The sequence below is a fragment of the Bartonella rochalimae ATCC BAA-1498 genome (genome assembly GCF_000706645.1).
In the GTDB taxonomy this organism is placed as follows: domain Bacteria; phylum Pseudomonadota; class Alphaproteobacteria; order Rhizobiales; family Rhizobiaceae; genus Bartonella; species Bartonella rochalimae.
In genome coordinates, this window is the sequence record NZ_KL407337.1 from 124,732 (window position 1) to 149,472 (window position 24,741).

Sequence of the window (24,741 nt, forward strand, 5' to 3'; positions counted from 1 at the left end):
AAATTTTAATGTGTTATGAGAATAAATTATAGGGAGGCTTTGTTAAAGACAAGGCTTTTGTTTTTTCTGTGTTTACACCATTTTTTCATAGATATGTGTGATGAAATAGTTTATAAAATACATTTTGTATTTTATAATATGGAGATAAGTTATGAATATGAAGTATTTTATTACAGTTTCGAGTTTTACTATGATGACAGCTGCTACGGTTCAAGGATCTGATCTTAAAGAGGAGATACCGCTTATTTCTCCAACTTTTCGTGTTAGTGAATGGAATAAGGACCCTTTACTTTTAAAAGATTCTTTTGGTCGTGTTGTTTACAGCAAGTGGGAAAAAATGACAGAACCAGTACATGTGGCTTTTGCATCGAGTGGTTCAAAAAAGTCAAAATCTAAAAAAAAGAAAAAGCCAGAGACATCTAATCATAAAAACAAAAGACCTAATTTATTTAAGCGCAGTCCATTCAGTTTTTAGTTGATAAGTATACAGTTTTTACGTGTGCTTTTTTATTAGGTTTATTAGGAGATATATTTTGTTATCACTTGTTGGAAAGGCTTAGTTTTATTTCTAGTCAGTGAGAAAAGTGGCTGACTAGAACGTGTTTTTGGTGACTGAATATAACTTAAGATGTGATTTAATTATATTCATGATATTGGTGACTTCATAATAATCAATATAACTGCGATATTTTGTAATTGCGTTTTTCATTATTTATAATAACCGTAAAATAAAACTAAAAATTATATCATATAATTGTGGTTTTTTTATGTTTGTATCATTTTTACTACAGATCTTTTGAAGGAAATGTGTAACTATGTGTATATGAACATTAGCTATGGAGCAAATTTATGAATAATATGAAATGTTTAATCACAACATCTGTTGTTGCTTTGATAACAGCTTCTGCAGTGCAAGCAGCAGATATTAGAGTTCCTCAAGAAATAGGAGAAACAATTGTTGTTGCTCCAGCTTTTTCTTGGACAGGTTTTTATTTAGGTGCCCAGATTGGTGGTTTTTCTAGTAAGACTTCTTTTAGTGGCCCTGCTGATGATGATTCTAAAAAGTGGCTTCCGCTTGATAAAAAATTGTCGCCTAAGCCTTCAGGTTTCATAGGTGGTTTCTATGCAGGTTCTAATGTTGATTTAGGGAACGGTCTGATTCTAGGTGTTGATACGGATGTTGTTTTTTCTGGGCAGAAAGACACAAAAAATGACAAAGTAACATCTGAATTGGATAAAGACAATAATAACAACAACGCACCTGCAGGCGCAAAAGATAAAGATAATGGAAAGCCTGAACCAGAGAAAGAACCAGAGAAAGAAAAAGACGTTAAATTTACACAATACGATCATACTTTAAAAGCGAAGTGGGCTGGTGCTACACGCATTCGTATTGGTTTTGCTGCTGATCGTATTATGCCTTATGTTGCTGGAGGTGTTGCTTATACACAGCTCCAAGACACCTTTACAACGTTAACTGGTATAAAGAAAGTTCCTGCGCAAAAAGCTGAGGGAACAGACAAAGAAACTTCTGGTAAGAGTAATACAGTTGATGAATCAAAAACAATGATTGGCTATACTCTTGCTGCTGGTGTTGATTTTGCAATGACTGACAACGTATTGCTCCGTGCAGAGTATCGTTACTCAGATTTTGGTAAAAAGAAATTGCATAATGACAAATTTGAAGTTAATTATAAAGCCAATGATTTCCGCGTTGGTGTAGCTTACAAATTCTAATTTATAGGCAAAATTTAAACTATAAAGAGGCCCTATCTCTGATAGGGCCTTTATTTTTTGCGAAAAGTGTTATTTGAGTTACAGATATTTAAAATAAAATGTTTTATAAAAACCAGTTTGGATTATTTGGAATTAGGAGATATTATATGAATATAAAACATTTACTGGTTGCATGTAGTTGGACTTTTATTCCGGTTTCTATGGTGCAAGCAGCTGATATTATGAAACCGCATCAGTCACAGAGCTATCAGCCAGTACCGGTGATTTCCTCTTCTAACAATTTTTCTTGGACGGGTTTTTATGTAGGCGCTCAGATTGGTGGTTTTTCAGGTGAAGCTACCTTAAGTCCTATTCAAGATAGTGTGGAGGAGGATAGAGAAGGTCAAGGATTTTCTGAAATAAAATCACCCAAACTTTCAGGTTTTATAGGGGGGATTTATGCAGGTTCAAATTTTAGTTTGAGCAAAGACCTTATTTTAGGTATTGATACAGATATGGTGTGGTCTGGAAAAAAAAATACAAAAGTATTTGATGTACAGGATATGAGCATAGATATGAGCATAAAAGAAAAGTGGGCTGGTGCTATGCGGATGCGTGTTGGTTTTGCTATGGATCGTGTGATGCCTTATGTTTCTGGTGGTGTTTCTTATGTGCAGCTTCAAAATGTTTTTACAGCGAAGAGATTAGCTAAAGCAGTAGTAAGAGAAAGAAGGAACACTTTACCTTCTGATTCTGAGCCAAAATTCTTAGATGAAACAAAGATTCTAGTTGGTTATAGTGTTGGTGGTGGTGTTGATGTTGCAATGACTGATAATGTTATTATGCGTGCGGAGTATCGTTATTCAGACTTTGGTAAAAAGAAATTTGCGAAGGATAATGTGGATCTTAGTTATAAAACCAATGACTTCCGTGTTGGTGTAGCTTATAAATTCTAATTTACTAGAAGATTGAACTATAAGTGAAATCCCTGCTTTACAGCAGAGATTTTTTTATTGTGTTATTTTTACTACAGATTTTTAAAATTAAAACGTTATATAAAATACACTCTGAAATTTATATGGAGATAGATCTGTGAATATTAAATCTTTTTTTATTACATTGGCTATTACTTCAACTTGTATTCCCGTAGTACAAGCATCAGGAAGTGTGTCTTTTCAAGAGTCATTGTCACCAGCTTCTTTTCAACCTTCGTGGACTGGATTTTATATTGGTGGTCAGATTAGTAGTTTTTCAAGTACGGTTTCTGCAAGCTCTTTGGATTTTGAGGTTCCTCTAATAGGTGGTGCACAGAGTTCTGGACGTAATAATAAATGGGCACCAGTTGATCCGAAATTTTTGCCTAAACCCCTGGGGATGAGAGGTGGTATTTATGCAGGATCCAACGTTGATCTTGGTAATAACCTTATTGTAGGTGTTGATACGGATATAATGTGGTCCGGAAAAGAAGATAGCAGAAATTTTATCATTGATGATAATGGTATTCCAACGTATCGATCAGGTGGAGCAGGCAGTGAAACAGGTGCTAACTCTAAACAACAACCTCAAATGGAAGCGAGAGCGATACTTAATCCTATCGGAGGTTTTAGAAATAAGAGTGTAATGTATTATTATATGGCTCAAGCAAAAAATAACGCACAAACAGGTATCGTTTTTAATCACTGTTTAAAAGAAAAATGGGCTGGTGCTACACGAGTACGTATTGGTTTTGCTGCTGATCGTATTATGCCTTATATTGCTGCTGGTGTTTCTTATACGGAGCTTCAAGATACTTTATCAGTATTGGTATCTAGAAGAAACGCTGAAGTAGATGAAGAAAAGAAAATGGTTGGTTACACCTTTGGTGGTGGTTTTGATATAGCAATCGCTAAGAGTTTTATTATGCGCACTGAATACCGTTATTCAGACTTTGGCAAAAAGAAATTTGCAAAAGGAGAAGTTGAGCTTAGTTATAAAACTAATGACTTCCGTGTTGGTGTAGCTTATAAATTCTAATTTATTGAGAAATTTATATTTTTATTGCGAAAAGATTCTGCTTATACAGAGTCTTTTTTTTGAGAGTTATTTTTTGTTTTCTTTTTTAATAGTTTCATGATAAAATTTACAATATTATGTATTCTTGATCACTGCTGAATACGAATTATTAGTCCAGACTCCTTATAGAGTGGGTAGCTATAGTTTCAGGGTTCAGGGAAATGATACAAAACTAAAATAGTAAAAGTGGACAGGAATATTTCACAATGTCTGTGAAAAATGAAGTAATAGATTACTCAAAAACTCTTTATTTGCCCAAAACTGATTTTCCTATGCGTGCAGGGTTACCACAAAAAGAGCTTGAATTAATAAGACGATGGGAAGAGATAGATCTTTATACTCAATTGCGGCAACAAGCAAAAGATCGTCCATTTTACATTCTTCATGATGGTCCACCTTATGCAAATGGCAATATTCATATTGGACATGCTTTAAACAAAGTTTTAAAGGATGTTATTGTCCGTTCGTTTCAAATGCGGGGTTTTAATGCGAATTATGTTCCTGGTTGGGACTGTCACGGACTTCCAATTGAGTGGAAAATTGAGGAAAAGTATCGCGCGCAAGGGAAAAGTAAGGATGATGTTCTTCTTAGTGAATTTCGTCAGGAATGTCGCGATTTTGCACAGTCTTGGATAACAGTTCAAAGTGAAGAATTTAAGAGACTTGGTATTATAGGAAATTTTAAAAATCCTTATACAACAATGGCATTTCATTCAGAAGCACGTATTGCTAACGAATTAATAAAATTTGCTATGTCTGATCAACTTTATTGTGGTTCAAAACCTGTGATGTGGTCTGTTGTTGAGCGTACAGCTTTGGCTGAAGCAGAAATTGAATATCATGATCATGAATCTGATGTTATCTGGGTTAAATTTCCTATTTTGGAAACGTGTTTTCATGATTTATATGATACCTATGTTGTAATTTGGACAACGACGCCATGGACAATTCCTGGTAATCGTGCGGTTAGTTATTCTTCACAAATTTCTTATGGCGTTTATCTTGTTGAAAGTGCAGAAAATGATTTTGGACCTCAAGCTGGGGAAAAGCTTCTTTTTGCTGATGCTTTAGTTGAGAATTGTGCAGCAAAAGCGAGACTTATTTTAAAACGTTTGCGTTCTGTGTATGCTGATGAACTTAAAACTCTTATTCTTTCTCATCCGCTTAAAGGTTTGGCTGGGGGATATAACCATAAGATTGCGATGCTTGATGGCTCCCATGTGACAGAGAGTGCTGGTACAGGTTTTGTCCATACAGCACCTAGCCATGGGCGTGAGGATTTTGAAATTTGGAATGCTTATAAGTCTGTATTGGAGCAAGCTGGTATTGACACTACTATACCTTTTCCTGTTGATGATGCAGGTTTTTATACGAAGGATGCTCCTGGTTTTGGACCAGATCGTAAGGAAGGGGCTATCCGCGTTATTGATGATAATGGAAAAATGGGGAGTGCTAATAAAGAAGTTATTAATGCTTTAATGAAAGCAGGACTATTATTTGCGCGTGGTCGTTTAAAACATTCTTATCCTCATAGTTGGCGTTCAAAAAAGCCAATTATTTTTCGGAATACGCCTCAATGGTTTATTGCAATGGATAAAGATCTTGGTGATGGTTCAACCTTACGCAGCCGAGCTTTGGAAGCTGTTATGACGACACGTTTTGTTCCACCTTCCGCCCAAAATCGTTTGGCTTCTATGATTACAGATCGTCCAGATTGGGTGCTTTCTCGTCAGCGTGCTTGGGGTGTTCCAATTTGTATTTTTGTTAATGAAGATGGGCTTATTCTTAAAGATGAGCAAGTGAATAAGCGTATTTTACAAGCTTTTGAAGCAGAAGGGGCAGATGCATGGTTTGCAGAAGGGGCTCGAGAGCGTTTTTTAAATGAACGTGCCCATGAGAGTTGGGTACAAGTGTATGATATTTTGGATGTTTGGTTTGATTCTGGAGCAAGTCATAGTTTTGTGCTAGAAGATCGTGCTGACTTGAAATGGCCTGCTGATGTTTATTTTGAGGGATCTGATCAGCATCGTGGATGGTTTCAGTCTTCTCTTTTAGAAAGTTGTGGGACACGAGCTTGTTCACCCTATAAAACTGTTGTTACACATGGTTTTACTTTGGATGAGAATGGCAAAAAAATGTCTAAGTCTTTGGGCAATACGATTATGCCACAAGATATCATTAAAACATCTGGTGCTGATATTTTTCGTCTTTGGGTGATGACAACTGACTATTGGGAAGATCAGCGTTTGGGTAAAAAGATTCTTCAAACAAATGTGGATTCATATCGCAAATTGCGAAATGCAATTCGTTGGATGCTTGGTATTTTAGTGTATGATGAAGGAGAAGAAATACCCTATTGTACACTACCGGATCTTGAAAAATTGATATTGCACCGACTTTATGAACTTGATCAGTTGATTAATCGATCTTATGATGAGTTTGATTTTAAGAAAATTATGCGTGCATTATTGGATTTTTCAATTGTTGAGTTATCTGCGTTTTATTTTGATATTCGTAAAGATACTCTTTATTGTGATCCCCCTTCATCAAAAAAGCGTAAAGCTTCTTTACAAGTTATTCGTGAGATTTTTGATCGAATGGTGACATGGCTTGCTCCAATGTTACCTTTTACAATGGAGGAAGCATGGTTAGAACGTTATCCAGAAAGTTGTTCGGTGCACTTACAACAGTTTCGCCCTATATTGACAGAATGGAAAAATGAACTTTTAGCAGAACGTTGGAAAAAAATCAGACAGGTTCGTAAAGTTGTAACAGGTGCTTTAGAGATTGAGCGAGTAAATAGACGGATTGGATCATCTTTAGAAGCGGCGCCTATTGTTTTTATTTCTAACCCTGTTTTATTAGAATCTTTGAACAATTTAGATATGGCAGAGATTTGTATTACCAGTGCTTTAACAATCGTTCAAGATATACCTCCTGCGGATGCTTTTATTTTGAGTGATGTTGAAGGTGTCGGTGTCTGCTCGAATAAGGCGGTGGGTACTAAATGTGCTCGATCATGGCGTTATACACAAGATGTTGGGAGTGATCCAAATTATCCTGATGTTTCTGCTCGTGATGCAGCTGCTTTGCGAGAATTACAAGCACTTGGCAAAATTTAAGAGGTTTAGCATATATCAGTAGAAGATGCTTTGAATAGGGTCATTTGAAAGGGTAGTATTCAATAAATTTAACATCACTTAGATTCTATCATTGATGAAGAGGAAATTTATGTTAGAAATGAAATGCGTTGTTTTGTCTATGAATAGGCGATTTGTGTGTTGTTGGCAGTCTCCAAAGAGTCATAATAATGTCAGTGAACTGTGCGCTTAAGGGAGTGAGTGAGCAATGAATAGATATGCAATGAAAATATTTTTAGCAAGCACGCTGAGTGTATGTTGTATATTGACGGGGTGTAATTTGTCTGCTCCTACTTATGGTACAGATAAAACAGCTTCATTACAATTTTTTGATGATATAACTAATCTTGCTTCCTTAAGATCAAAAAATAAAAATAGTCAAATTGTGATGAAACAGCGTTCAAAACTTGTCTTCCCAGAACCTAATGCACATGTAGTTTTACCTCCACCTCAGATAGATAGTACGGAGATTAATTCTCATAATGAGATGGAGATGTCAGGACAGTCTCAGAAGAATTTGCGAGGCGGAGTGGAGGCTAATAGAGTAAATTCTCATGGTAATTCTTCAGATAAAAAATTAGTAAGAAAAGATCGTACAAATCTTGATGATCCAGAGGGTATTGTACAGCTTAATGAGAAACAACAACGTGAGGAATATTTGCGTCGGCGGAAGGAGGCTGCTGGTGGGAGTGCAAATTATCGTCGGTATCTTAGTGAGCCGCCTTTAATTTATCGTCAACCAGCAGTAACCGCACCTGCAGGGCCAAAAAGGTAAAGAACAAGAAATAAAAAAATATGTGAAAAAGGAATATCCGTTTGCCAGTAGAAAGCAATAAGGAGTTAAAAAAGGGGGATGTCGTTTAAAGATTAGAGATTCAGGTTGAAATAAAGTTTATTTTTGATGTCGTTTTTGTATAAAAAAATCTTTAAGCAATTGAGAGGCTTCTTTTTCTTTAAAACCAGAATAAACATTAGGCCTATGGTGGCAGGTTGGTTGTTGGTAGAAACGCGGTCCGTGTTCAATAGCGCCACCTTTTGAATCGCTCGTTGCATAATACAAGTTTCTTATGCGTGCAAATGAAATGGCTGCGGCACACATTGCACATGGTTCGAGTGTTACATAAATATCGCATTCAGGAATTCTTTCACTTTTGAAAATTTGACAAGCTATACGAATAACACGCATTTCTGCGTGTCCTGTAGGATCGTGTGGGTTTTTTATGTAATTACCGGCACGTGCGATGATTGTTTGACCATGTGTGATAACTGCCCCTACGGGGATTTCATCTTGTTTTTTTGCTGATTGTGCTTCTAAAAGAGCTATTTCCATGGGAGTAAGTCTCATATTATTCTTCCATTGAAGTATAAGTAACCAAAAAGCTATATTAAAGAGGTCTACGAAGTGAGCAAGCTTTTTTATTATGTCTCATTTGGTAATGAAATGGTTTCATTACATCTTAAAAATGTTAAGAGCTGCTTTAAAAGTAAATGGGACCTTAGGGATATCAAAGGATAAAATATGATGACTGACTGCACTTCTCCTTCTGTTCAGAATAAACGACATAGTATGCGTGATAAATTTTCTATACAATTTGAAAAAAATAGAAATGAAAAGAGAGTGAGTGAAAAGAGTGAAAGTGAACGAATTGCTAAAAGGTTAGCGCGTGCTGGATTAGCATCACGCCGTGACGCAGAAATGATGATTGCTGCAGGTCGTATTGTTGTTAATGGTGCAGTTGTCACTACGCCTGCTTTTAATGTTACTCGCTCTGATGTTATTATGGTTGATGGTAAGCCTTTACCTCCTATAGAACGAACGAGGCTATGGCTTTATTACAAACCAATAGGATTTGTTACGACTAATCGTGATCCTCAAGGGAGACCAACAGTATTTGATAATTTGCCAAAAGGTATGCCTCGTGTTCTTTCTGTGGGGAGGCTTGATATTAATACAGAAGGACTTTTGCTTTTAACCAATGATGGTGGTTTAGCACGTGTATTAGAACTTCCTTTAACGGGATGGGTGCGCAAATATCGGGTTCGTGCTCATGGAAAAGTTAAACAGAGTGCACTTCAAGATTTAAAGAATGGTATTGCAGTTAATGGGATTTTTTATGGTTCAATTGAAGCTTCGATTGAACGTGAGCAGGGATCAAATGTATGGCTTTCTGTAGCTTTGCGTGAAGGAAAAAATCGTGAAATCAAGAATGTTTTGGGAGCTTTAGGATTATCTGTTAATCGCTTAATTCGGGTGTCTTATGGTCCGTTTCAGTTGTCTGATTTAAAAGAAGGTGCAGTTCGTGAATTAAAAGGTCGAATGTTGCGTGATCAATTAGGAGAGCGTTTGATTATGCAAGCTAATGCGGATTTTGATGCGCCTATTTTAAAGCCTTTTTCAAATTCTGCTGTTAGTGAAAAACAAAACATTACAAAACCTCCTGTGATTAAGGATAATTGGATTGTTTCTAGCAAAGAAAATCTATCGTATGGGAAAAAAAGCAGATTTTTAGGGCACAGTCAGGTACGATTGAGTAAAAAAATTGATGAAAAATTAAGGGGTAAAGAGCAAAACAAAGGTGGGAAGGAAGAGCGTGCTTTTTTACGTTCACGTTGTTCTAATGTCTGGATGGCTCCTGGTGCTTGTCCGAAGATTGTACGTAAAAAGTCCTATTCTGATACAGATAATTATTATGATCGTAAAAGTAATTGGGTTGGTAAGAGATCTACTGATAGAGGGAAGGAAAAACGATCAGAAAGACAAGTAGAAAAAGCTAAATGCATTAATTTTTCTAAAAAACATAGCAAAACATCCTCTGTTGAATCACGTATTTTTAGCAAGAAAGATCAATTATTAAAAAAAGAGAGAAAGGTTATTCAAGACGATCGTGATGAACATTTTTTGAATAATAAGAGGAAATCTAGGCCATTTGATAAGGCCATGAAAAAATTTAAGAAATATAATAATGGTGCAAGAGTATCTCAGCGATCTGGAGGATAAAGTGCGGGTTATCGGTGGTAAGTTTTCGGGGCGTATTTTGGCAAAACCTCTTGGTCTATCCATTCGCCCAACAACTGATCGTACGCGTGAAAGTCTTTTTAATATTCTTACGAGTCGGGAAGAAAATTTTTGGGTAAATAGGCGTGTTCTTGATCTTTTCGCTGGCACTGGTGCTTTAGGAATTGAAGCGCTTTCACGTGGAGCAAAGACCGCTGTTTTTGTTGAAAATACAATAGAGGGGCGCAGTTTAATTCAAAAGAATATTGAAACTTTAGGGTTGCAAGGCGTTGGGCGAATTTTACGCCGTGATGCAACCAAACTTGGAAATATTGGGACAATGCTTCCATTTGATGTTATTTTTGCGGATCCTCCTTATGGTTTTTCGTTGGGTGAGAAGGCTTTTATTCAAGCTCTTAAAGGAGGATGGGCAAAAACTGAAACACTTTTTATTCTTGAAGAAGCAAAAGAAGCGATTATCAATTTGCCCGATCCATTTTATTTGGATGATGAGCGTTTTTATAGTGATACAGTAATACGGATCTATAGACTTCAACAGTAATGTATATTTGAGAAATTTTTTTTATAAAGTGACACAAGATTATTCTACATAGTTTTACAATATTTCTTTATAAAGCAGTTATTCCGTTATTGCAGGATTTTTTCTGGTTTGGTTAAAGATTTTGAGGAAAAGAAAATAGCTATTTTTGCAAAAGAGTTTCATTTTAATCAATGAATAAAGATAGTGTGATTGAGGAATTGGTATTCGAGTTATCACTCAGATCACCTGGCATTATCTGAGATTAGTGGATGAACTAAAAGGAAGATAAAGAGTGCATATTTTTATTGTCGTTTCTCAAAGACTTCTATAAACATAAAAAATAGTAACCATAGAAGGCAACATTTCTTTTGTATTTACTTGGGAATTGAAGCATGCTGTAGGAGAGATAGAGTGAAAATTGGTGTGGCATTCGGTGGTGGAGGGGCTCGTGGTTTAGGTCATCTTCCAGTGATTGGGGCATTCGAAGATTTAGGCTTGAAACCAAATGTTATTGCAGGATCTTCTATTGGTTCTATTGTTGGTGCTGGTGTGGCTTCCGGAATGACAGAGACTGATTGGAAAGAGTATTTTTTATCAACTTTTTCTAACTCAAATGATATTTTAAAGCGTTTATGGTCTTTAATGCCGACGTCATGGAGAGCGCTTTGTGAATGCAGTTTCCATCTTTTTCAATTTAATTTGGAGTTAATTTTAGAAAATTTTTTACCATTGAACTTTCCGAGAGATTTTTGTGCATTAGAAATTTCTTTTTGTGCTGTAGCTTCAAATTTAAAAACAGCAGAGATGGTCGTTATTCAAGAAGGAGATTTGCGTTCTGCTTTGGCAGCTTCTTCTGCTCTTCCTGGTTTATTTAGGCCTGTTTTACGCAATCATGATTTTTTGATTGATGGGGCGATTTGTAATCCAGTCCCTTTTGATTGTTTTACTGAATCAGTTGATCTTTCAATTGGTGTTGATGTTACAGGGCTTCCGATTATTGAATGTAAAAATGGACACTTTTCTGTTTCTGAAAGTCTTGTTGCTACAGGTATTATAGGACAACAAGCGCTTGTGACAGCACGTTTGCAGTGTGCAAAATTAGATCTTTTATTATGTCCTCCTGTTAATGGGATCCAAATTTTAAATTTTTTTGAAGTCAAAGAAATTTTAAAACGTGTAGAGCCGTTTCGTGAAAAAGCTAAAAGGCAAATTTCTGAATTAGTTGAAAGAAAAATGATACATAGTGGCTTATAACTTTTAACTATAAATAGACAAAAATTATATTTTTCATTTAAAATTTCTTATTAAAAATGAATAATTACTATTTAAAGGATATTTAGGAAGATGAACAAAAAACAGCTTGATAAAGCTAGTTCGTTGGTTGAAGCGGCAAAGCGTTTTGGAGCAGATGCTGCTGATGCTGTTGTTATCCACTCAAATTCTGTTTGTGTAGCAGTTCGTCTTGGCAAAGTAGAATCGACTGAAGCTTCAGAAAGTGATGATTTTACATTGAGGGTTTTTGTTGGTAAAAAAGTGGCAAGTGTTTCTGCTAATTTTGTTGTTAATCCGCAAGAATTAGCAGAACGTGCTATTGCAATGGCTAAAGCCTCGCCTGATAGTTTATTTGAAGGTTTGGCGGATAAAGAGTGTTTAGTTACTCATCCTAAAGATCTTGATCTTTTTGATCATTTTGTTCCACAAAGTCATTTTTTAACACAAGATGCTTTGCAAATGGAAGCAGCAGCCCTTGATGTAAAGGGTGTGAGCAATTCTGGCGGTGCAGCAACAGCTTATGGCAAGAATGGGTTTGTTCTTGTGAATAGTGATGGTTTTTATGGATCTTATTGTTCCAGCTATTTTTCGCGTTCTTGTAGTGCTCTTGCTGGTGAAGGAACGGAAATGGAGCGAGATTATGATTATACGACGGCTTTACATTTCTCTGATTTAGAATCAGCAGATACGGTAGGTAAAAATGCTGGATTAGGAGCAGTTCGACGTTTAGGAGCAGTTCGTGCAGAAACTGGGGTTGTGAATGTTGTTTTTGATCCACGTGTGGCTCGTGGAATTGCGGGTCATATTGCGTCTATGGTTAATGGAGCATCAATTGCTCGCAAAACAAGCCTTTTGCAAAATTTAAGGGGTGAAAGGGTTATGAAGGCGGGTATTAATGTTATGGATCAACCTTTAAGATTACGCGGAAATGCTTCTCGTCCTTTTGATGGTGAAGGGGTAGAGGGACATACACTGAATATTATTGAAAATGGTGTTTTAAAAAACTGGCTTCTTTCATCATCTTCAGCTCGTGAATTAGGACTTAAAACAAATGGCCGTGGTGTACGTTCTGCATCCCTTGTTCAGCCAGCAAGCACTAATTTTTCTATTGAACCAGGTTTAGTATTACCTCATGATATGATAAAAAGTGTGCAAAATGGTTTTTATGTTACAGAATTGTTTGGGCATGGTGTTGATTTTATTACAGGGCAATATAGTCGTGGAGCTTCTGGTTTTTGGATTGAAAATGGCGAAATCACTTATCCAGTGAGTGAAGTAACACTAGGATCTGATCTCCTCCATATGTTAGCGCATTTAGTCCCTGCGAATGATATTGATCGACGTTATGGTATATCGGCACCGACATTATTAATTGAAGGAATGATCCTTGCAGGAAAATAATGCACATTATTATGCCGACTTAAATCTTTTGCTCGATGTTTGTTGGGAGGCAGGAGATTTAGCAATGAAGTATTTTGGATGTGAGTTCGATGTTTGGTTTAAAGATGGTAATTCACCAGTTAGTGAAGCGGATGTTGCTATAGATGTTTTTTTAAAAGAAAAACTTCTTAGTGCACGTCCGGATTATGGCTGGATTTCAGAAGAAACAGAAGATAAGAGGGGAGAAGCTATTTATAAACGCTGTTTTGTAGTTGATCCCATTGATGGGACTCGAGGTTTTCTTTCTGGAAGCATTGAGTGGTGTATTTCTGTTGCTATTATTGAGAATAATCGTCCTATTGTAGGTGTTTTACAATGTCCTGCTAAAGGTGAAATATATGCAGCTGTAACAGGGGAAGGGGCAACATTGAATGGCGTTAAGCTGTCCCTTTTAAGACCTAATATCAATCGAAAATATAGGATTTCGATTGATCGATCAATTGCGCAAAAATTACCATATGATTTTAGCAACCGAATCAGTTTGTTTCGTTATATTCCTTCTCTTGCTTACCGTATTGTTCTTATTGCTCAAGGTGAAATTGATATTGTATTGGTTCGTCCGAATTGTCATGATTGGGATATTGCTGCTGCTGATCTTGTTTTACAGGAGTGTGGTGGATGTCTTATGTCGCTTGAGGCGCCATTTATTTCTTATGGAATTGAAGCTTATCAAGATGGTTTTTTAGTTGCTGGTGAAAGTAATTGTTGTCAAAATATGATACATGTTGTTCGTCAAGCAAAGTTAGTTTAATCAAATAAAAAATCTTAAATTTTAAAACGATACGGAGGGTAAATATGGCTGAAGTCAACGAAAAGAGACAATTATTGCATCTTGTGTTTGGTGGGGAATTAAAAGATCTAAATGATAATCAATTTAGAGATCCCAGTAATTTGGATGTGGTTGGTATTTTTCCAGACTATCAATCAGCTCAGGAAGCATGGCGGGCAAAAGCGCAAAGCAGTGTAGATAATGCATTACAACGTTATTATGTTGTGCCTTTACATCAGTTTCTTGATTACTCAACAAGCGATAGATCATAAAGTTTAAATATTCAATTATTGTTTTTTATTCTACGAAAATACTACAAGATTGAGTTTGCTAATTTTAATGTCGTTATGAGAGAAGCTTTTAACAAGAAAAAAAATGGAATTTTGAAAAAAATTTGGCGGGATAATCGTCATTCATTAATGAAAACATGGTTTGTAAAAGTTTTTGTTGTATGGATTTTGACGAGCTATCTGCGCTTTGTTTATTGGACGAATCCGCGGTTAAAATGCTCAGATGATATGAGCAAAATATATAATGCTTATAATCCGTTTATTATAACCTTTTGGCATGGACGTCATATTATGGGGCCTTTTTTACGTTCTCAAGGTGAGGAAGTTATTGCTATGTTTTCTCGTTCTGCTGATGCAGAAATAAATGCACAATTGGCCCAAAAATTAGGACTTGAAATTGTTCGTGGTTCAGGGGGGCGCGGTAAAACCCAACACACTCATAAAGGAGGAGCAAAAGCATTGTTAACGCTTAAAAATGCTCTTAAATCTGGTAAAACAGCTGCTATGATTGCAGATATCTCGTGTGGAAAAGCACGTGAGTCGGGAAAAGGAATTATTTTATTAGCTAAATTATCTGGCCGTCCTATTATACCTTGTGTATATGCGTTTTCGCGAGAAAAAATTCTTGAAAAAACATGGGATAAAACTGCAATTCCACTTCCTTTTGGGCGTTCAATTGTTCTCGCAGGTGAAGCATTTTTTGTTCCTAAAGATGCAGATGATTCTTTGTTAGAAGAAAAACGTATACAATTAACAAGCATAATGAATCATTTGACAGATGAAGCTTACAGCTATCTCAAAACAAGGAAATAAGGGGTTTAAAATGATGGAGTTAAAGGCACGTGTGGCTCTTTCAATCTATCGGATAGTTGGCTTTTGTTTACACCCTGTGGTACCACTTTATTTGTTTTTTAGAGCGATGCGTGGGAAAGAAGAACGAGGACGACATAAGGAACGTTTAGGTAAAAGCAAAAAAGCACGTCCTCAAAGTCCGTTAATTTGGTTTCATGCGGCGAGTATTGGAGAAACAGTAGCTCTTTTACCACTCATTAATTACATTTTATCTTTAAAGATACAAGTATTATTGACAACATGTACTGTGACATCTTCTACTCTTGTTAAGAAATATTTTGGCAATCGATTAATTCATCAATATGCTCCATTAGATTTAGAATTAGCTGTGCGTCATTTTATTAGTCATTGGAAACCTGATTTGGCATTGATTTGTGAATCTGAGATTTGGCCTTTACGTATTAAAGAACTTGCTAAAATGCGCATTCCACAGATTTTGGTTAATGCCCGTATGTCGGAACAGTCTTTTAAAGCTTGGCACAAACGACTCTTTCTTGCTAAACATATTTTTAAACATATTGATGTGGCTATTGGCCAAAATGAAACAGATGTAACATATTATTATACACTTGGTGTAAAATCAGTTGCACTTTCTGGTAATCTTAAGGCTGAGGTGTGTCCGGTTGAGGATCAGGAATTACTTGCGCATTATTGTAAGGCTATCGGTAATCGTCCAGTTTGGGCAGCTGTTTCAACCCATGAAGGAGAAGAAAAAATTGCTTGTGAAGTTCATAAAATGCTCAAGAGTTATTTTCCAGATTTATTAACGATTATTGTTCCACGTCATCCTGAACGTTCAGAAGATATTATTAGAGTATGTGATCAAGAAGATTTGCGTTATGTTCTTAGAAATAGCAATATCGTTCCAGATATAGATACGGATATTTTATTAGGGGATACGATTGGAGAAATGGGTCTTTTTCTTCGTTTGTCGAAAGTTGCTTTCATTGGTAAATCATTGTGTGACTATGGTGGGCATAATCCATTAGAGCTTGCTTTGCTTGGAGTAGCTATTTTAACAGGGCCTCATATCGCAAATTTTCAAAATACATTTGAGCGATTTTTATCCTGTGATGCGGCTTATATAGTTGAAGATACAATGCAACTTGCTGTTCAAGTGAATAAATTTTTAACAAATGAAACCTTGCGAAAAGAAGTGACTGATAAGGCTTATGAAGTAGCAACAAGTATGGCTGGTGCACTTGAGTGTACATTAAAGGTTCTTGATCCATTTTTGCAACCACTTGTGATACAGATGGGTTTAAGGCAGTGTCAAAAATAGGCATGCATATTTGTTCTCCACGCTTTTGGTGGAAAAATAAAAGCTTTTTGCGTTTTTTATTAGCACCAATTGCTGGAGTTTATGGTTATTGTGCACGATTCTGTATGGAAAGAGAGCCTCTTGCTATTGATTTGCCAGTTTTGTGTGTTGGAAATTTTACATTAGGCGGGGCAGGTAAAACACCTGTTGTTATTGCTTTTGCCCAGGTGGCTAAGGAACTTGGCTTAATACCTGGTATTGTATCACGTGGTTATGGTGGAAGAGTCAAGAAAGTACATCTCGTTGATGTTAAATGTGATAATGCATGCGATGTTGGTGATGAGTCGCTTTTACTTGCACGTCACGCTTTTGTTGCTATATCATCTGATCGTTATGCAGCAGCACAACGGCTTAAAGAAAATGGATGTAATTTTATTTTAATGGATGATGGTTTTCAAAGCCGTCGCCTTTATATGGATTATGCATTGCTTGTTGTGGATGCAATGCGTGGTTTTGGTAATAAAGCTGTTTTTCCAGCGGGACCTTTACGTGCACCATTAAAAACGCAATTATCTTTCATGGACAGTGTTTTAGTCATTGGTTGTTTGGATGAGAGTGATGAGGTAGCTCTTTTTGTTTCACGCACTGGAAAACCTTTGCGTTATGGGCATTTTAAATCACATGTTAATGATGAAGTTGCTGGAAAATCTTTTTTAGCATTTGCAGGTATTGGCAATCCAGATAAATTTTTCAAATCCATTAAAGAAATGTCTGGTCATGTTGTGCAAGCTTATTCTTATCCTGATCATTATTTTTTTACAGCTACGGATCTAAAGAATTTGGCACGGAAGGCCAAAATTCATAATCTGTGGCTAGCTACGACTGCTAAGGACTATATACGCATACAGGCTAACAATTTACATAAAATCTTAGAAAATCTTATTGTCTTTGATGTTAAAGTTGATTTTGTTCAAAGAGATTTTTGTCGTATGCTTCTTGAGGAGACTATTGCTCGTTTTAAGAAACGAAATATCACCTTTAATTGATATATTTAAAAGCATATGGATACTATTTTAGAGTTTCTTATAGGTTATTTTATGTTTTTTAGTAATTGACTAAGATATGGATTACACTCAAGTTCACGCTGATAGGATAATTCACAACTGGCATATGCTTCTTGACGCTGATGATTCCAGTATTTGAGATCATCGATAGGGATTTTTTGTCCACTAACTGCACAAATAGTATAAGTTCCATATTTAACAATTTTATAACTATTATTAAAATAATGGATTGTTGCTTCGCATTCATTATGAGAGAACATATTTTATGCGCCCTTTCTATGTATTTATGAAAAAATAATGCTGATAAAATATTATAGATATTTTATAAAGTTGAGCATAAATGAAGCAAGTAGTTTTTAGTCAAAATAGTTATGAAATTTTATTTTCTACCAAAAAGGCGTTCTATATCAGCGAGTTTAAGTTCAATATAAGTAGGACGTCCATGGTTACATGTGGCTGAATTAGGCGTTGCTTCTATTTGTCGTAAAAGTGCATTCATTTCTTCAGGATGCAAAAGACGTCCTGAACGTATTGAACTATGACAGGCCATAGTTGCTGCAACATAATCAAGCATTCCTTTTAAATTATCTATTGTGTCATATTCAGCTGCTTCATCGGCGAGATCTTTAATTAAAGCTTGGACATTAATTTCTCCTAACATCGAAGGTGTTTCGTGTACAGCGATTGCCCCAATTCCAAAGGATTCAATTCCTAATCCAAATTTTTTTAAAGCATCTTTGTGAGATAAAAGGCATGTGGCATCTTCTTCAGAGAGTTCTACAATTTCAGGAATAAGTAATAATTGTGAAGGAAGTGGCTTAGAATACAGAGCATTTTTAAGTGCTTCATAAACCAGTCTCTCATGAGCAGCATGCTGGTCTACAATGACAAGACTATCTTGAGTTTGAGCAACAATATAGTTTTTATGGATTTGCGCTCTTGCAGCCCCTAAAGGATAATGTAATTCTTCTGATGTTAGTGCATTAATTGTAGCGCGTGTATCACCACTTGGTGTGCTAAGATGCTCCATAATAGGAACCGTATCTTCTTGGAAGTCAATAGAGCTGTTTATATCTAATGGTTTATGAAATATTGATGTAAGGTTTGGATCAATATGGCGTGGTCGTGCATCATAAGAAAAAGGTTGATGCATTTTTGCAGTTTCTAAAGGTTCTGTTCGAAACGCAGCCAACATGGCTTCAGAGCCTGTTGATGTAGGGCGAATGCCAGTTTGATGCAATGCTTCACGGATCGCTCCAATAATTAAACCACGAATGAGACTTGGGTCGCGAAACCGCACGTCCATTTTTGCAGGGTGTACATTAACGTCTACATCAGTGGGTGGTAAATGAATAAAAAGAATGGCTACAGCATGACGATCTCGAGCAATAACATCGGCATATGCTCCTCGGATTGCTCCCCACAGGAGTTTATCACGTACTGGACGCCCATTAACATAAGCAAATTGATGAAGGCTGTTACTGCGATTGAAAGATGGCAAACCGATAAAACCGGTTAGATGAACAGATTCACGTTTAGCATCGAGGATAAGGCTGTTTGGAGCAAATTCTTTTCCCATAATTTGTGTAATGCGTTGTAATTGCCCTTGGGTATTTTGTTCCATAGCAGGAAATTCCATGGGAGCTCGATCTATACCAGCAAGAGAAAAACGGATATGTGGAAAGGCGATTGCAATTCGTTTAATTGTATCCGTGATAGTAATTGTTTCAGAACGATCAGATTTCATAAATTTCAATCGTGCTGGTGTAACAAAAAAGAGATCACGTACTTCAACGATAGTTCCAGGATTAGCAGCAGAGGGTTTTGGTCCTTCAATTTTTCCCGCATTAACAATAATTTCAGCTGCGCTATCGGAATTTTTTGTTCGTGAGGTCAGTTTAAGTTTTGAAACAGAACCAATAGAGGGCAATGCTTCTCCACGAAAACCAAGAAAACAGATATTATGTACATCATCAGTAATTTTAGATGTACAATGCCGAGAAATTGCTAAAGTTAATTGATCTTCTGGGATACCACAACCATTGTCACTCACTCTTATCAGGCTTTTTCCACCATTTGCTATGACAATTTCGATACGACTTGCTCCTGCATCAATAGCATTTTCAATAAGCTCTTTAACAACATTAGCGGGTCGTTCAATAACTTCACCTGCTGCAATTTGATTAATAATAGTTTCGCTAAGATGACGTATAATCATATCTGAATTTTAACGAGTTTTTCTCTTATTGTATAGAATACTTTCAACTATAATAACACTATTTATCAACTTTTATGCAAAAAAAGCTGAAAATGTATTCTAAAAGATGAGTGTATAGGTTGTGAGTAAAAAGTTATCTATGATGAATTCTAGAGTTTGTCCTACGGAAGAGCACTTTACCGAATGCTGTTTTATAGGTTAAAATCATTTATTACGCTTGTATTACGCTTGTGAACCAAGTCGTTAAATTTGGAATAAACCATTGGTTATTTTTGAAAGGGTTTGCTCCAGTTAATAATACTGATAAAAAGGGAGAAAAAGATGGAAGGCACAACATATGATGCGCATGAATGGTATTCTTGCTGATAGTGATATACATGATTTAATTAACAATGGTATGGTTCATGCCATTGACTCTCTTGATGAGAGGCAAGTACAACCTGCAAGTCTTGATTTACGTTTAGGAAATAAAGCATATCGTATACGCGCTTCTTTTATGCCAGGGCCTGATGCAACCGTTATTGATAAACTTGAACGATTAAAGTTGCATGAATTTGATTTACAAGATGGAGCGGTTTTAGAAACGGGTTGTGTTTATATCGTTCCTCTTTTAGAAAATTTAGCCTTATCAAAAGTTTTGTCTGCGGTTGCTAATCCTAAAAGTTCTACGGGGCGGTTGGATGTTTTTACGCGCGTGATTTCAGACTACGCTCAGGAATTTGATAAAATTTGTTCGGGTTATCATGGTCCACTTTATCTCGAAATTAGTCCACGAACATTTCCGATTTTGGTCCGTACGGGTTCACGCTTATCACAACTTCGATTTCGTAAAGGATATAGTTATTTAAAAGAAGTTGAATTATATGCGTTGCATAAAAGTGAAATGCTTGTATCTGATGATACTCCTAATATTAACGATGGTGGTATTGGAATTTCCATTAATTTAGAAGGCCATGAAAATGGACTTATTGGGTATCGGGGTAAACGTCATACTGGTGTTATCGATGTTGATAAAAGCGCTGTTGCTCCTATTTTAGATTTTTGGGAACCTATTTATGATGATGGAACAAGAGAAATAGTTCTTGATCCCCATGAATTTTATATTTTAGTTTCACGAGAGGCTATTCATATTCCTCCCTTTTATGCTGCTGAAATGAAACCATTCGATCCCTTAGTGGGAGAATTTAGGGTACATTATGCAGGTTTTTTTGATCCAGGATTTGGGAGTATGGCAATAAGTAGAAAAGGAGCGCGTGCAGTTTTAGAAGTAAGGAACCACGAGGTTCCGTTTATTTTAGAGCACGGGCAAATCATCGGCCGTTTGATTTATGAACATATGCTTAATCGGCCAGTGAAACTTTATGGAGATGGTATTGGATCACATTATCAAGAACAAGGGTTAAAATTATCTAAGCATTTTAAATGAGTTTAACAATATAAATTTTAACAAAATATATACAAGAGATTTGCCGTTGAAAAAATCTTTTTGTATTTTACTGGAGTAATGGTGTTACTATGATTATTTCTTCAACAGTTGATTATCGCGAAGCAGCAAAACGCCGCTTACCTTCTTTTCTATTTCACTACATTGATGGTGGTGCTTATGCTGAAGAAACAATGCGGCGTAATTGTACAGATCTTCAAGAACTTGCATTACGTCAACGGATTCTAAAGCAGGTTGGTGACGTTGATTTTTCAACGGAGATTTTGGGTCAAAAACTTGGTATGCCAATTGTACTTGCGCCTGTCGGGTTGACTGGTATGTATGCACGTCGTGGTGAAGTAAAAGCTGCACGTGCAGCTGTTGCGAAAGGTATTCCTTTCACTTTGTCCTCAGTCTCAGTTTGTCCTATTTCAGAAGTACATGCAGCAGTTGGAAAAGAATTTTGGTTTCAACTTTATGTTCTTAAGGATCGTGGGTTTATGCGGGATGTACTGGAAAGATCCTGGGCTTCTGGTGTTCGTACCTTGGTTTTTACAGTTGATATGCCAGTTCCTGGAGCACGTTATCGTGATGCTCATTCGGGGATGTCTGGGCCTTATGCTGGATTGCGACGTATTATACAGTTTATTTTTCACCCACATTGGGCTTGGAATGTTGGTGTTATGGGGCACCCACATGATCTTGGAAATGTTTCTACTTATCTTAAAAAGAAAACGACATTAAAAGATTATATTGGTTGGCTTGGTGCAAACTTTGACCCATCAATTAGTTGGGGTGATTTGCAATGGATTAGAGACTTTTGGAAAGGAAAAATGATTTTAAAAGGTATTCTTGATCCAGAGGATGCACGTGAAGCTGTACGATTTGGAGCTGATGGTATTGTTGTTTCCAATCACGGTGGGCGTCAGCTTGATGGGGTATTGTCAACAGCGCGGGCATTGCCGAAAATTGCGGATATTATAAAAGGCGATTTAACCATTTTAGTTGATTCTGGTATTCGTTCTGGCCTTGACGTAGTTCGTATGATAGCGCAAGGTGCGGATGCTGTTATGATTGGTCGTGCTTTTGTTTATGCGCTTGCCGCAGCGGGTGAGAAAGGTGTTACTCATCTCTTGGAGCTTTTTTCTCAAGAAATGCGTGTGGCTATGACATTAACTGGTGTACGTACAATTAAAGAAATTACACGTGAGAATTTAGTTCGTCCAGAGAATCTAAAAGGGTGATCAAGATAAGAAGAGTTTAGTGTTGTAGATCACCCAAAGTTATTTTTATTAAATACGATAAAGAGTATGATATATTGTTATGTGATGCCCTTGTACTCTTATCAGTAATTTTTGATAAATTTTATAATGTGCCTTCAACACATTATGTTATGGTATTTTTGCAAATAGATCGATAATTTTTTCTAAAAATTAAATCTATTTAATAAAAACAATAACTTCCACAAGATAAAAAAAGATATTAATAGGTTTGTATTAATATGAAAAATATTTTATCTTTTATAAAAAATCCTGCAACTGCTCTTAAATTGGAAAAAAATTATATAATTAGCGCTACGACAAAAATCTCAGATTATAAAGATAGTCGTGTTGTAATGGAGTATGTGAATAATTTATTTAGATTGTAGAAAATTAATTCTGGAATATTGAAATTCTCATTCAAAATTTTATCCATAATTTTAAAAATAAGAATTCATTAATTCTAAGAATTAGAAGTCAAATGGCTTAAATAAATCATCAATATATTTTCATATGGTTTGGAAATATTTTAATCATTTTTTTCCGATCCTTAAGAATAAAACCCTTGCAGTTGATGTGAATGGCTATTACTTTTTTGAGGGAGTAATGAGTGGAACGGATTTTTTGACTGTAAGTGCAATAAATGACGCAATCAGAACTTTAAAAAAGTCACCTACCATAAATCCTAATGACATTGTTAAAGCTGTCAATAAAGGAATTTTAGAAATATAAACGATCCAAGATATTCCAAAGAGATAGACAACTCCAATTCCACCTATACTATTTATTATAACCAATTTTATAAAATTTAGTCGTCGCCAAAACAATTTAACCATAAGACCAATAAAGAATGCTGCAAATGGATAACCAATCATGTAGCCACCACCAGGTCCCCAAAAAACACCAATGCCTCCACGTCCACCAGCCAACAGAGGTAAGCCGATAGCGACCAGAAAAAGAAATAGTGCTGATGCTGCAGCGCCTCTTTTTGCTCCAAGGATAGATCCAGCTAACATTGGCCCCATAGATTGAGCAGTAATAGGAAGGCCAAGAAAAAAAGGAAGAAAAATAGGAGGAAAAAAACCTAGAACTGCATAAAGGGCGGCAAATAAAGAAATATACGTTAAATCTTTGGTTGTCACTGAATTATTTCCTTAAATACAATCGGTTATCATTAGAATCATAAGAGCGCGCATCTAATGCTTCTGCTACTTCTGATGCCATTCTTATTATTCGAATAATTAAGGGTATTGCAAGAGCTATAATGTTTATATTAAGTCCACGCGCTTTCTGTGCTTCACATATCTCATTGAATTTTTCATTAATAACTGGAATAAATCTAATTGCCATAGATAAGGCAATACTTAATTTTGATGGATTAACACCGAAACATTGAAAGAATCGAAACCCTGCTTCAATTGAAGCTATCACGTCTGAAACTTTTGTTGTGAATGAAATAAGTGACGCTAGAGAAATAAGAATAATAAAGCGCAATATAATCGCAAAACCTGTAAACCAATTATCAAAAATAGCTTGAAAAATAAATATAAAGACTAAAAATAGCCATACCGATTTAAACTGTTTTATTATTTTGTTGAAGGGAATTTTAGCTATTTTATATAATAAAGATATAAATAATAAAAAAAATAAAAAAGTAGATACTGATGAAACCATAAAGATAATAGTTCCACACAGGATAAGAAGTGATAATTTAATTCCTGGTCTAAGTTGGTGGATGACTGTATCTTGAGAGATATATAAACTAATCATGACATTCTTTTCATATATTCTTTGATTGCAACCAAGGGTATATCATCAACTGCTATTGCTCCTTTATCAAAAACAAGTACTCTATCAAATTCTTTTAGGAATTCCAAATCGTGTGATACAACGATAGTTGTTTGCGGTAATTCTTTAATGGCTTGGGTAACGCGGCGTTTATTTTGTAAATCAAGTGATGTTGTTGGTTCATCAAAAACGATATAGCTTGGTTTCATTGCTACTACACTTGAGATAGCAATTAATTGTTTCTGTCCACCACTTAATAAATGAATGGCATGGTTTCTGAATGCTTGTAGGTTATAATACTGTAAAACTTCATCTACTCGTTTTTTAATTTCATCCTTACTTAATTTTAAGTTTTTAAGCCCAAAAGATAAGTCTTCTTCTACCAATGGTAATACAATTTGATTATCGGGATTTTGAAAAACAAATCCTACTTTCAGTCTTATTGCTTTTGCATCATGTTTTGTATCCAATCCATCAACATTAACAGACCCCCTTGATGGAAGTTGTAAACCATTAATAAGGCGAACAAATGTACTTTTTCCAGAACCGTTTGCACCAATAATTGCAATTCGTTTTTCCGTGAGATTTACGGTAATATTTTTCAAAACACATAAATCATCAAAAATTTGCGTTACCTTATCAAATTTTATCGCCAATGTTT

23 protein-coding genes are annotated in these 24,741 nt (G+C 35.9%); 17 read left to right on the forward strand and 6 right to left on the reverse strand.

The features are described 5' to 3' along the window. Window positions 1-151: 151 nt before the first annotated feature. From O99_RS00535 to O99_RS00560, 6 genes are all read left to right on the forward strand, one after another. A complete protein-coding gene (locus O99_RS00535) occupies window positions 152-475 on the forward strand; it encodes a hypothetical protein (protein WP_035005647.1) in 324 nt (107 codons plus the stop codon). A gap of 374 nt (window positions 476-849) precedes the next feature. Continuing rightward, a complete protein-coding gene (locus tag O99_RS00540; protein ID WP_035005648.1) occupies window positions 850-1,737 on the forward strand; it encodes an outer membrane protein in 888 nt (295 codons plus the stop codon). A 146-nt stretch (window positions 1,738-1,883) separates the two neighbouring features. Beyond that, window positions 1,884-2,672, forward strand: coding sequence for an outer membrane protein (locus O99_RS00545; RefSeq protein ID WP_035005649.1), 789 nt, complete (start codon window positions 1,884-1,886; stop codon window positions 2,670-2,672). Window positions 2,673-2,808: 136 nt separating this feature from the next. Continuing rightward, window positions 2,809-3,729 carry an outer membrane beta-barrel protein gene (locus O99_RS00550; RefSeq protein ID WP_035005651.1) on the forward strand — a complete coding sequence of 307 codons (921 nt, stop codon included), beginning with the start codon at window positions 2,809-2,811 and terminating at the stop codon, window positions 3,727-3,729. 245 nt (window positions 3,730-3,974) lie between these two features. Continuing rightward, window positions 3,975-6,890 carry an isoleucine--tRNA ligase gene (gene ileS / locus O99_RS00555; protein WP_035005653.1) on the forward strand — a complete coding sequence of 972 codons (2,916 nt, stop codon included), beginning with the start codon at window positions 3,975-3,977 and terminating at the stop codon, window positions 6,888-6,890. A gap of 226 nt (window positions 6,891-7,116) precedes the next feature. Beyond that, window positions 7,117-7,683 carry a hypothetical protein gene (locus O99_RS00560; RefSeq protein WP_035005655.1) on the forward strand — a complete coding sequence of 189 codons (567 nt, stop codon included), beginning with the start codon at window positions 7,117-7,119 and terminating at the stop codon, window positions 7,681-7,683. Between the two features lie 117 nt (window positions 7,684-7,800). On the opposite strand, the gene O99_RS00565 is transcribed toward O99_RS00560, so the two are convergent. After that, complete coding sequence (locus O99_RS00565; RefSeq protein WP_035005656.1) at window positions 7,801-8,253, reverse strand: nucleoside deaminase; 453 nt, start codon at window positions 8,251-8,253, stop codon at window positions 7,801-7,803. 273 nt (window positions 8,254-8,526) lie between these two features. Between O99_RS00565 and O99_RS00570 the strand changes: the two genes are divergently transcribed. From O99_RS00570 to lpxK, 9 genes are all read left to right on the forward strand, one after another. Next, window positions 8,527-9,906 carry a pseudouridine synthase gene (locus O99_RS00570; protein WP_035006646.1) on the forward strand — a complete coding sequence of 460 codons (1,380 nt, stop codon included), beginning with the start codon at window positions 8,527-8,529 and terminating at the stop codon, window positions 9,904-9,906. A gap of 1 nt (window position 9,907) precedes the next feature. After that, window positions 9,908-10,465, forward strand: a complete 558-nt coding sequence (rsmD, locus tag O99_RS00575) for a 16S rRNA (guanine(966)-N(2))-methyltransferase RsmD (RefSeq protein WP_035005657.1) — start codon at window positions 9,908-9,910, stop codon at window positions 10,463-10,465. A 390-nt stretch (window positions 10,466-10,855) separates the two neighbouring features. After that, window positions 10,856-11,698, forward strand: coding sequence for a patatin-like phospholipase family protein (locus O99_RS00580; protein ID WP_035005658.1), 843 nt, complete (start codon window positions 10,856-10,858; stop codon window positions 11,696-11,698). Between the two features lie 90 nt (window positions 11,699-11,788). Beyond that, a complete protein-coding gene (locus O99_RS00585; protein WP_035005659.1) occupies window positions 11,789-13,117 on the forward strand; it encodes a TldD/PmbA family protein in 1,329 nt (442 codons plus the stop codon). Beyond that, entirely contained in the window at window positions 13,104-13,907 is an 804-nt protein-coding gene (locus tag O99_RS00590) for a 3'(2'),5'-bisphosphate nucleotidase CysQ (RefSeq protein WP_035005660.1), read from the forward strand. Before O99_RS00585 ends, O99_RS00590 begins: the two co-directional genes overlap by 14 nt. A gap of 44 nt (window positions 13,908-13,951) precedes the next feature. Then, the gene (locus O99_RS00595) at window positions 13,952-14,197 is read left to right on the forward strand and encodes a DUF4170 domain-containing protein (RefSeq protein WP_035005662.1); all 246 of its coding nucleotides are present in this window, start codon (window positions 13,952-13,954) and stop codon (window positions 14,195-14,197) included. A gap of 75 nt (window positions 14,198-14,272) precedes the next feature. After that, entirely contained in the window at window positions 14,273-15,028 is a 756-nt protein-coding gene (locus O99_RS00600; RefSeq protein WP_035005663.1) for a lysophospholipid acyltransferase family protein, read from the forward strand. 10 nt (window positions 15,029-15,038) lie between these two features. Further along, window positions 15,039-16,349: a lipid IV(A) 3-deoxy-D-manno-octulosonic acid transferase gene (gene waaA, locus O99_RS00605; RefSeq protein ID WP_035006648.1), complete on the forward strand. Its 1,311-nt coding sequence runs from the start codon at window positions 15,039-15,041 to the stop codon at window positions 16,347-16,349. Between the two features lie 2 nt (window positions 16,350-16,351). Beyond that, window positions 16,352-17,374: a tetraacyldisaccharide 4'-kinase gene (gene lpxK, locus O99_RS00610; protein WP_035005665.1), complete on the forward strand. Its 1,023-nt coding sequence runs from the start codon at window positions 16,352-16,354 to the stop codon at window positions 17,372-17,374. Between the two features lie 44 nt (window positions 17,375-17,418). On the opposite strand, the gene O99_RS00615 is transcribed toward lpxK, so the two are convergent. Continuing rightward, window positions 17,419-17,652: a DUF2093 domain-containing protein gene (locus tag O99_RS00615; RefSeq protein WP_035005667.1), complete on the reverse strand. Its 234-nt coding sequence runs from the start codon at window positions 17,650-17,652 to the stop codon at window positions 17,419-17,421. A gap of 119 nt (window positions 17,653-17,771) precedes the next feature. After that, the gene (mutL, locus tag O99_RS00620) at window positions 17,772-19,610 is read right to left on the reverse strand and encodes a DNA mismatch repair endonuclease MutL (RefSeq protein WP_035005669.1); all 1,839 of its coding nucleotides are present in this window, start codon (window positions 19,608-19,610) and stop codon (window positions 17,772-17,774) included. 337 nt (window positions 19,611-19,947) lie between these two features. Between mutL and O99_RS00625 the strand changes: the two genes are divergently transcribed. Further along, a complete protein-coding gene (locus O99_RS00625) occupies window positions 19,948-21,036 on the forward strand; it encodes a 2'-deoxycytidine 5'-triphosphate deaminase (RefSeq protein WP_035005670.1) in 1,089 nt (362 codons plus the stop codon). Between the two features lie 89 nt (window positions 21,037-21,125). Beyond that, window positions 21,126-22,277, forward strand: coding sequence for an FMN-dependent L-lactate dehydrogenase LldD (lldD, locus tag O99_RS00630; RefSeq protein ID WP_035005672.1), 1,152 nt, complete (start codon window positions 21,126-21,128; stop codon window positions 22,275-22,277). 602 nt (window positions 22,278-22,879) lie between these two features. Here lldD and O99_RS00635 read toward each other — a convergent pair. From O99_RS00635 to O99_RS00645, 3 genes are read right to left on the reverse strand one after another with little or no spacing between them, the layout of a single operon-like run. Next, a complete protein-coding gene (locus O99_RS00635) occupies window positions 22,880-23,434 on the reverse strand; it encodes a biotin transporter BioY (RefSeq protein WP_035005674.1) in 555 nt (184 codons plus the stop codon). 4 nt (window positions 23,435-23,438) lie between these two features. Next, on the reverse strand, window positions 23,439-24,062 hold the full coding sequence (locus O99_RS00640) for an energy-coupling factor transporter transmembrane component T family protein (RefSeq protein WP_035005675.1): 624 nt from the start codon (window positions 24,060-24,062) through the stop codon (window positions 23,439-23,441). After that, window positions 24,059-24,736 carry an energy-coupling factor ABC transporter ATP-binding protein gene (locus O99_RS00645; RefSeq protein ID WP_035005677.1) on the reverse strand — a complete coding sequence of 226 codons (678 nt, stop codon included), beginning with the start codon at window positions 24,734-24,736 and terminating at the stop codon, window positions 24,059-24,061. The genes O99_RS00640 and O99_RS00645 overlap by 4 nt, the downstream gene beginning before the upstream one ends. Window positions 24,737-24,741: the final 5 nt, after the last annotated feature.

Coding starts and splice junctions, on each gene's coding strand:
- O99_RS00535 (WP_035005647.1), top strand. CDS start 152: ATGAATATGAAGTATTTTATTACAGTTTCGAGTTTTACTATGATGACA.
- O99_RS00545 (WP_035005649.1), top strand. CDS start 1,884: ATGAATATAAAACATTTACTGGTTGCATGTAGTTGGACTTTTATTCCG.
- O99_RS00565 (WP_035005656.1), bottom strand. CDS start 8,253: ATGAGACTTACTCCCATGGAAATAGCTCTTTTAGAAGCACAATCAGCA.
- ileS (WP_035005653.1), top strand. CDS start 3,975: ATGTCTGTGAAAAATGAAGTAATAGATTACTCAAAAACTCTTTATTTG.
- lldD (WP_035005672.1), top strand. CDS start 21,126: ATGATTATTTCTTCAACAGTTGATTATCGCGAAGCAGCAAAACGCCGC.
- O99_RS00560 (WP_035005655.1), top strand. CDS start 7,117: ATGAATAGATATGCAATGAAAATATTTTTAGCAAGCACGCTGAGTGTA.
- mutL (WP_035005669.1), bottom strand. CDS start 19,610: ATGATTATACGTCATCTTAGCGAAACTATTATTAATCAAATTGCAGCA.
- O99_RS00595 (WP_035005662.1), top strand. CDS start 13,952: ATGGCTGAAGTCAACGAAAAGAGACAATTATTGCATCTTGTGTTTGGT.
- O99_RS00540 (WP_035005648.1), top strand. CDS start 850: ATGAATAATATGAAATGTTTAATCACAACATCTGTTGTTGCTTTGATA.
- O99_RS00640 (WP_035005675.1), bottom strand. CDS start 24,062: ATGATTAGTTTATATATCTCTCAAGATACAGTCATCCACCAACTTAGA.
- O99_RS00585 (WP_035005659.1), top strand. CDS start 11,789: ATGAACAAAAAACAGCTTGATAAAGCTAGTTCGTTGGTTGAAGCGGCA.
- O99_RS00625 (WP_035005670.1), top strand. CDS start 19,948: ATGATGCGCATGAATGGTATTCTTGCTGATAGTGATATACATGATTTA.
- lpxK (WP_035005665.1), top strand. CDS start 16,352: ATGCATATTTGTTCTCCACGCTTTTGGTGGAAAAATAAAAGCTTTTTG.
- waaA (WP_035006648.1), top strand. CDS start 15,039: ATGATGGAGTTAAAGGCACGTGTGGCTCTTTCAATCTATCGGATAGTT.
- O99_RS00600 (WP_035005663.1), top strand. CDS start 14,273: ATGAGAGAAGCTTTTAACAAGAAAAAAAATGGAATTTTGAAAAAAATT.
- O99_RS00615 (WP_035005667.1), bottom strand. CDS start 17,652: ATGTTCTCTCATAATGAATGCGAAGCAACAATCCATTATTTTAATAAT.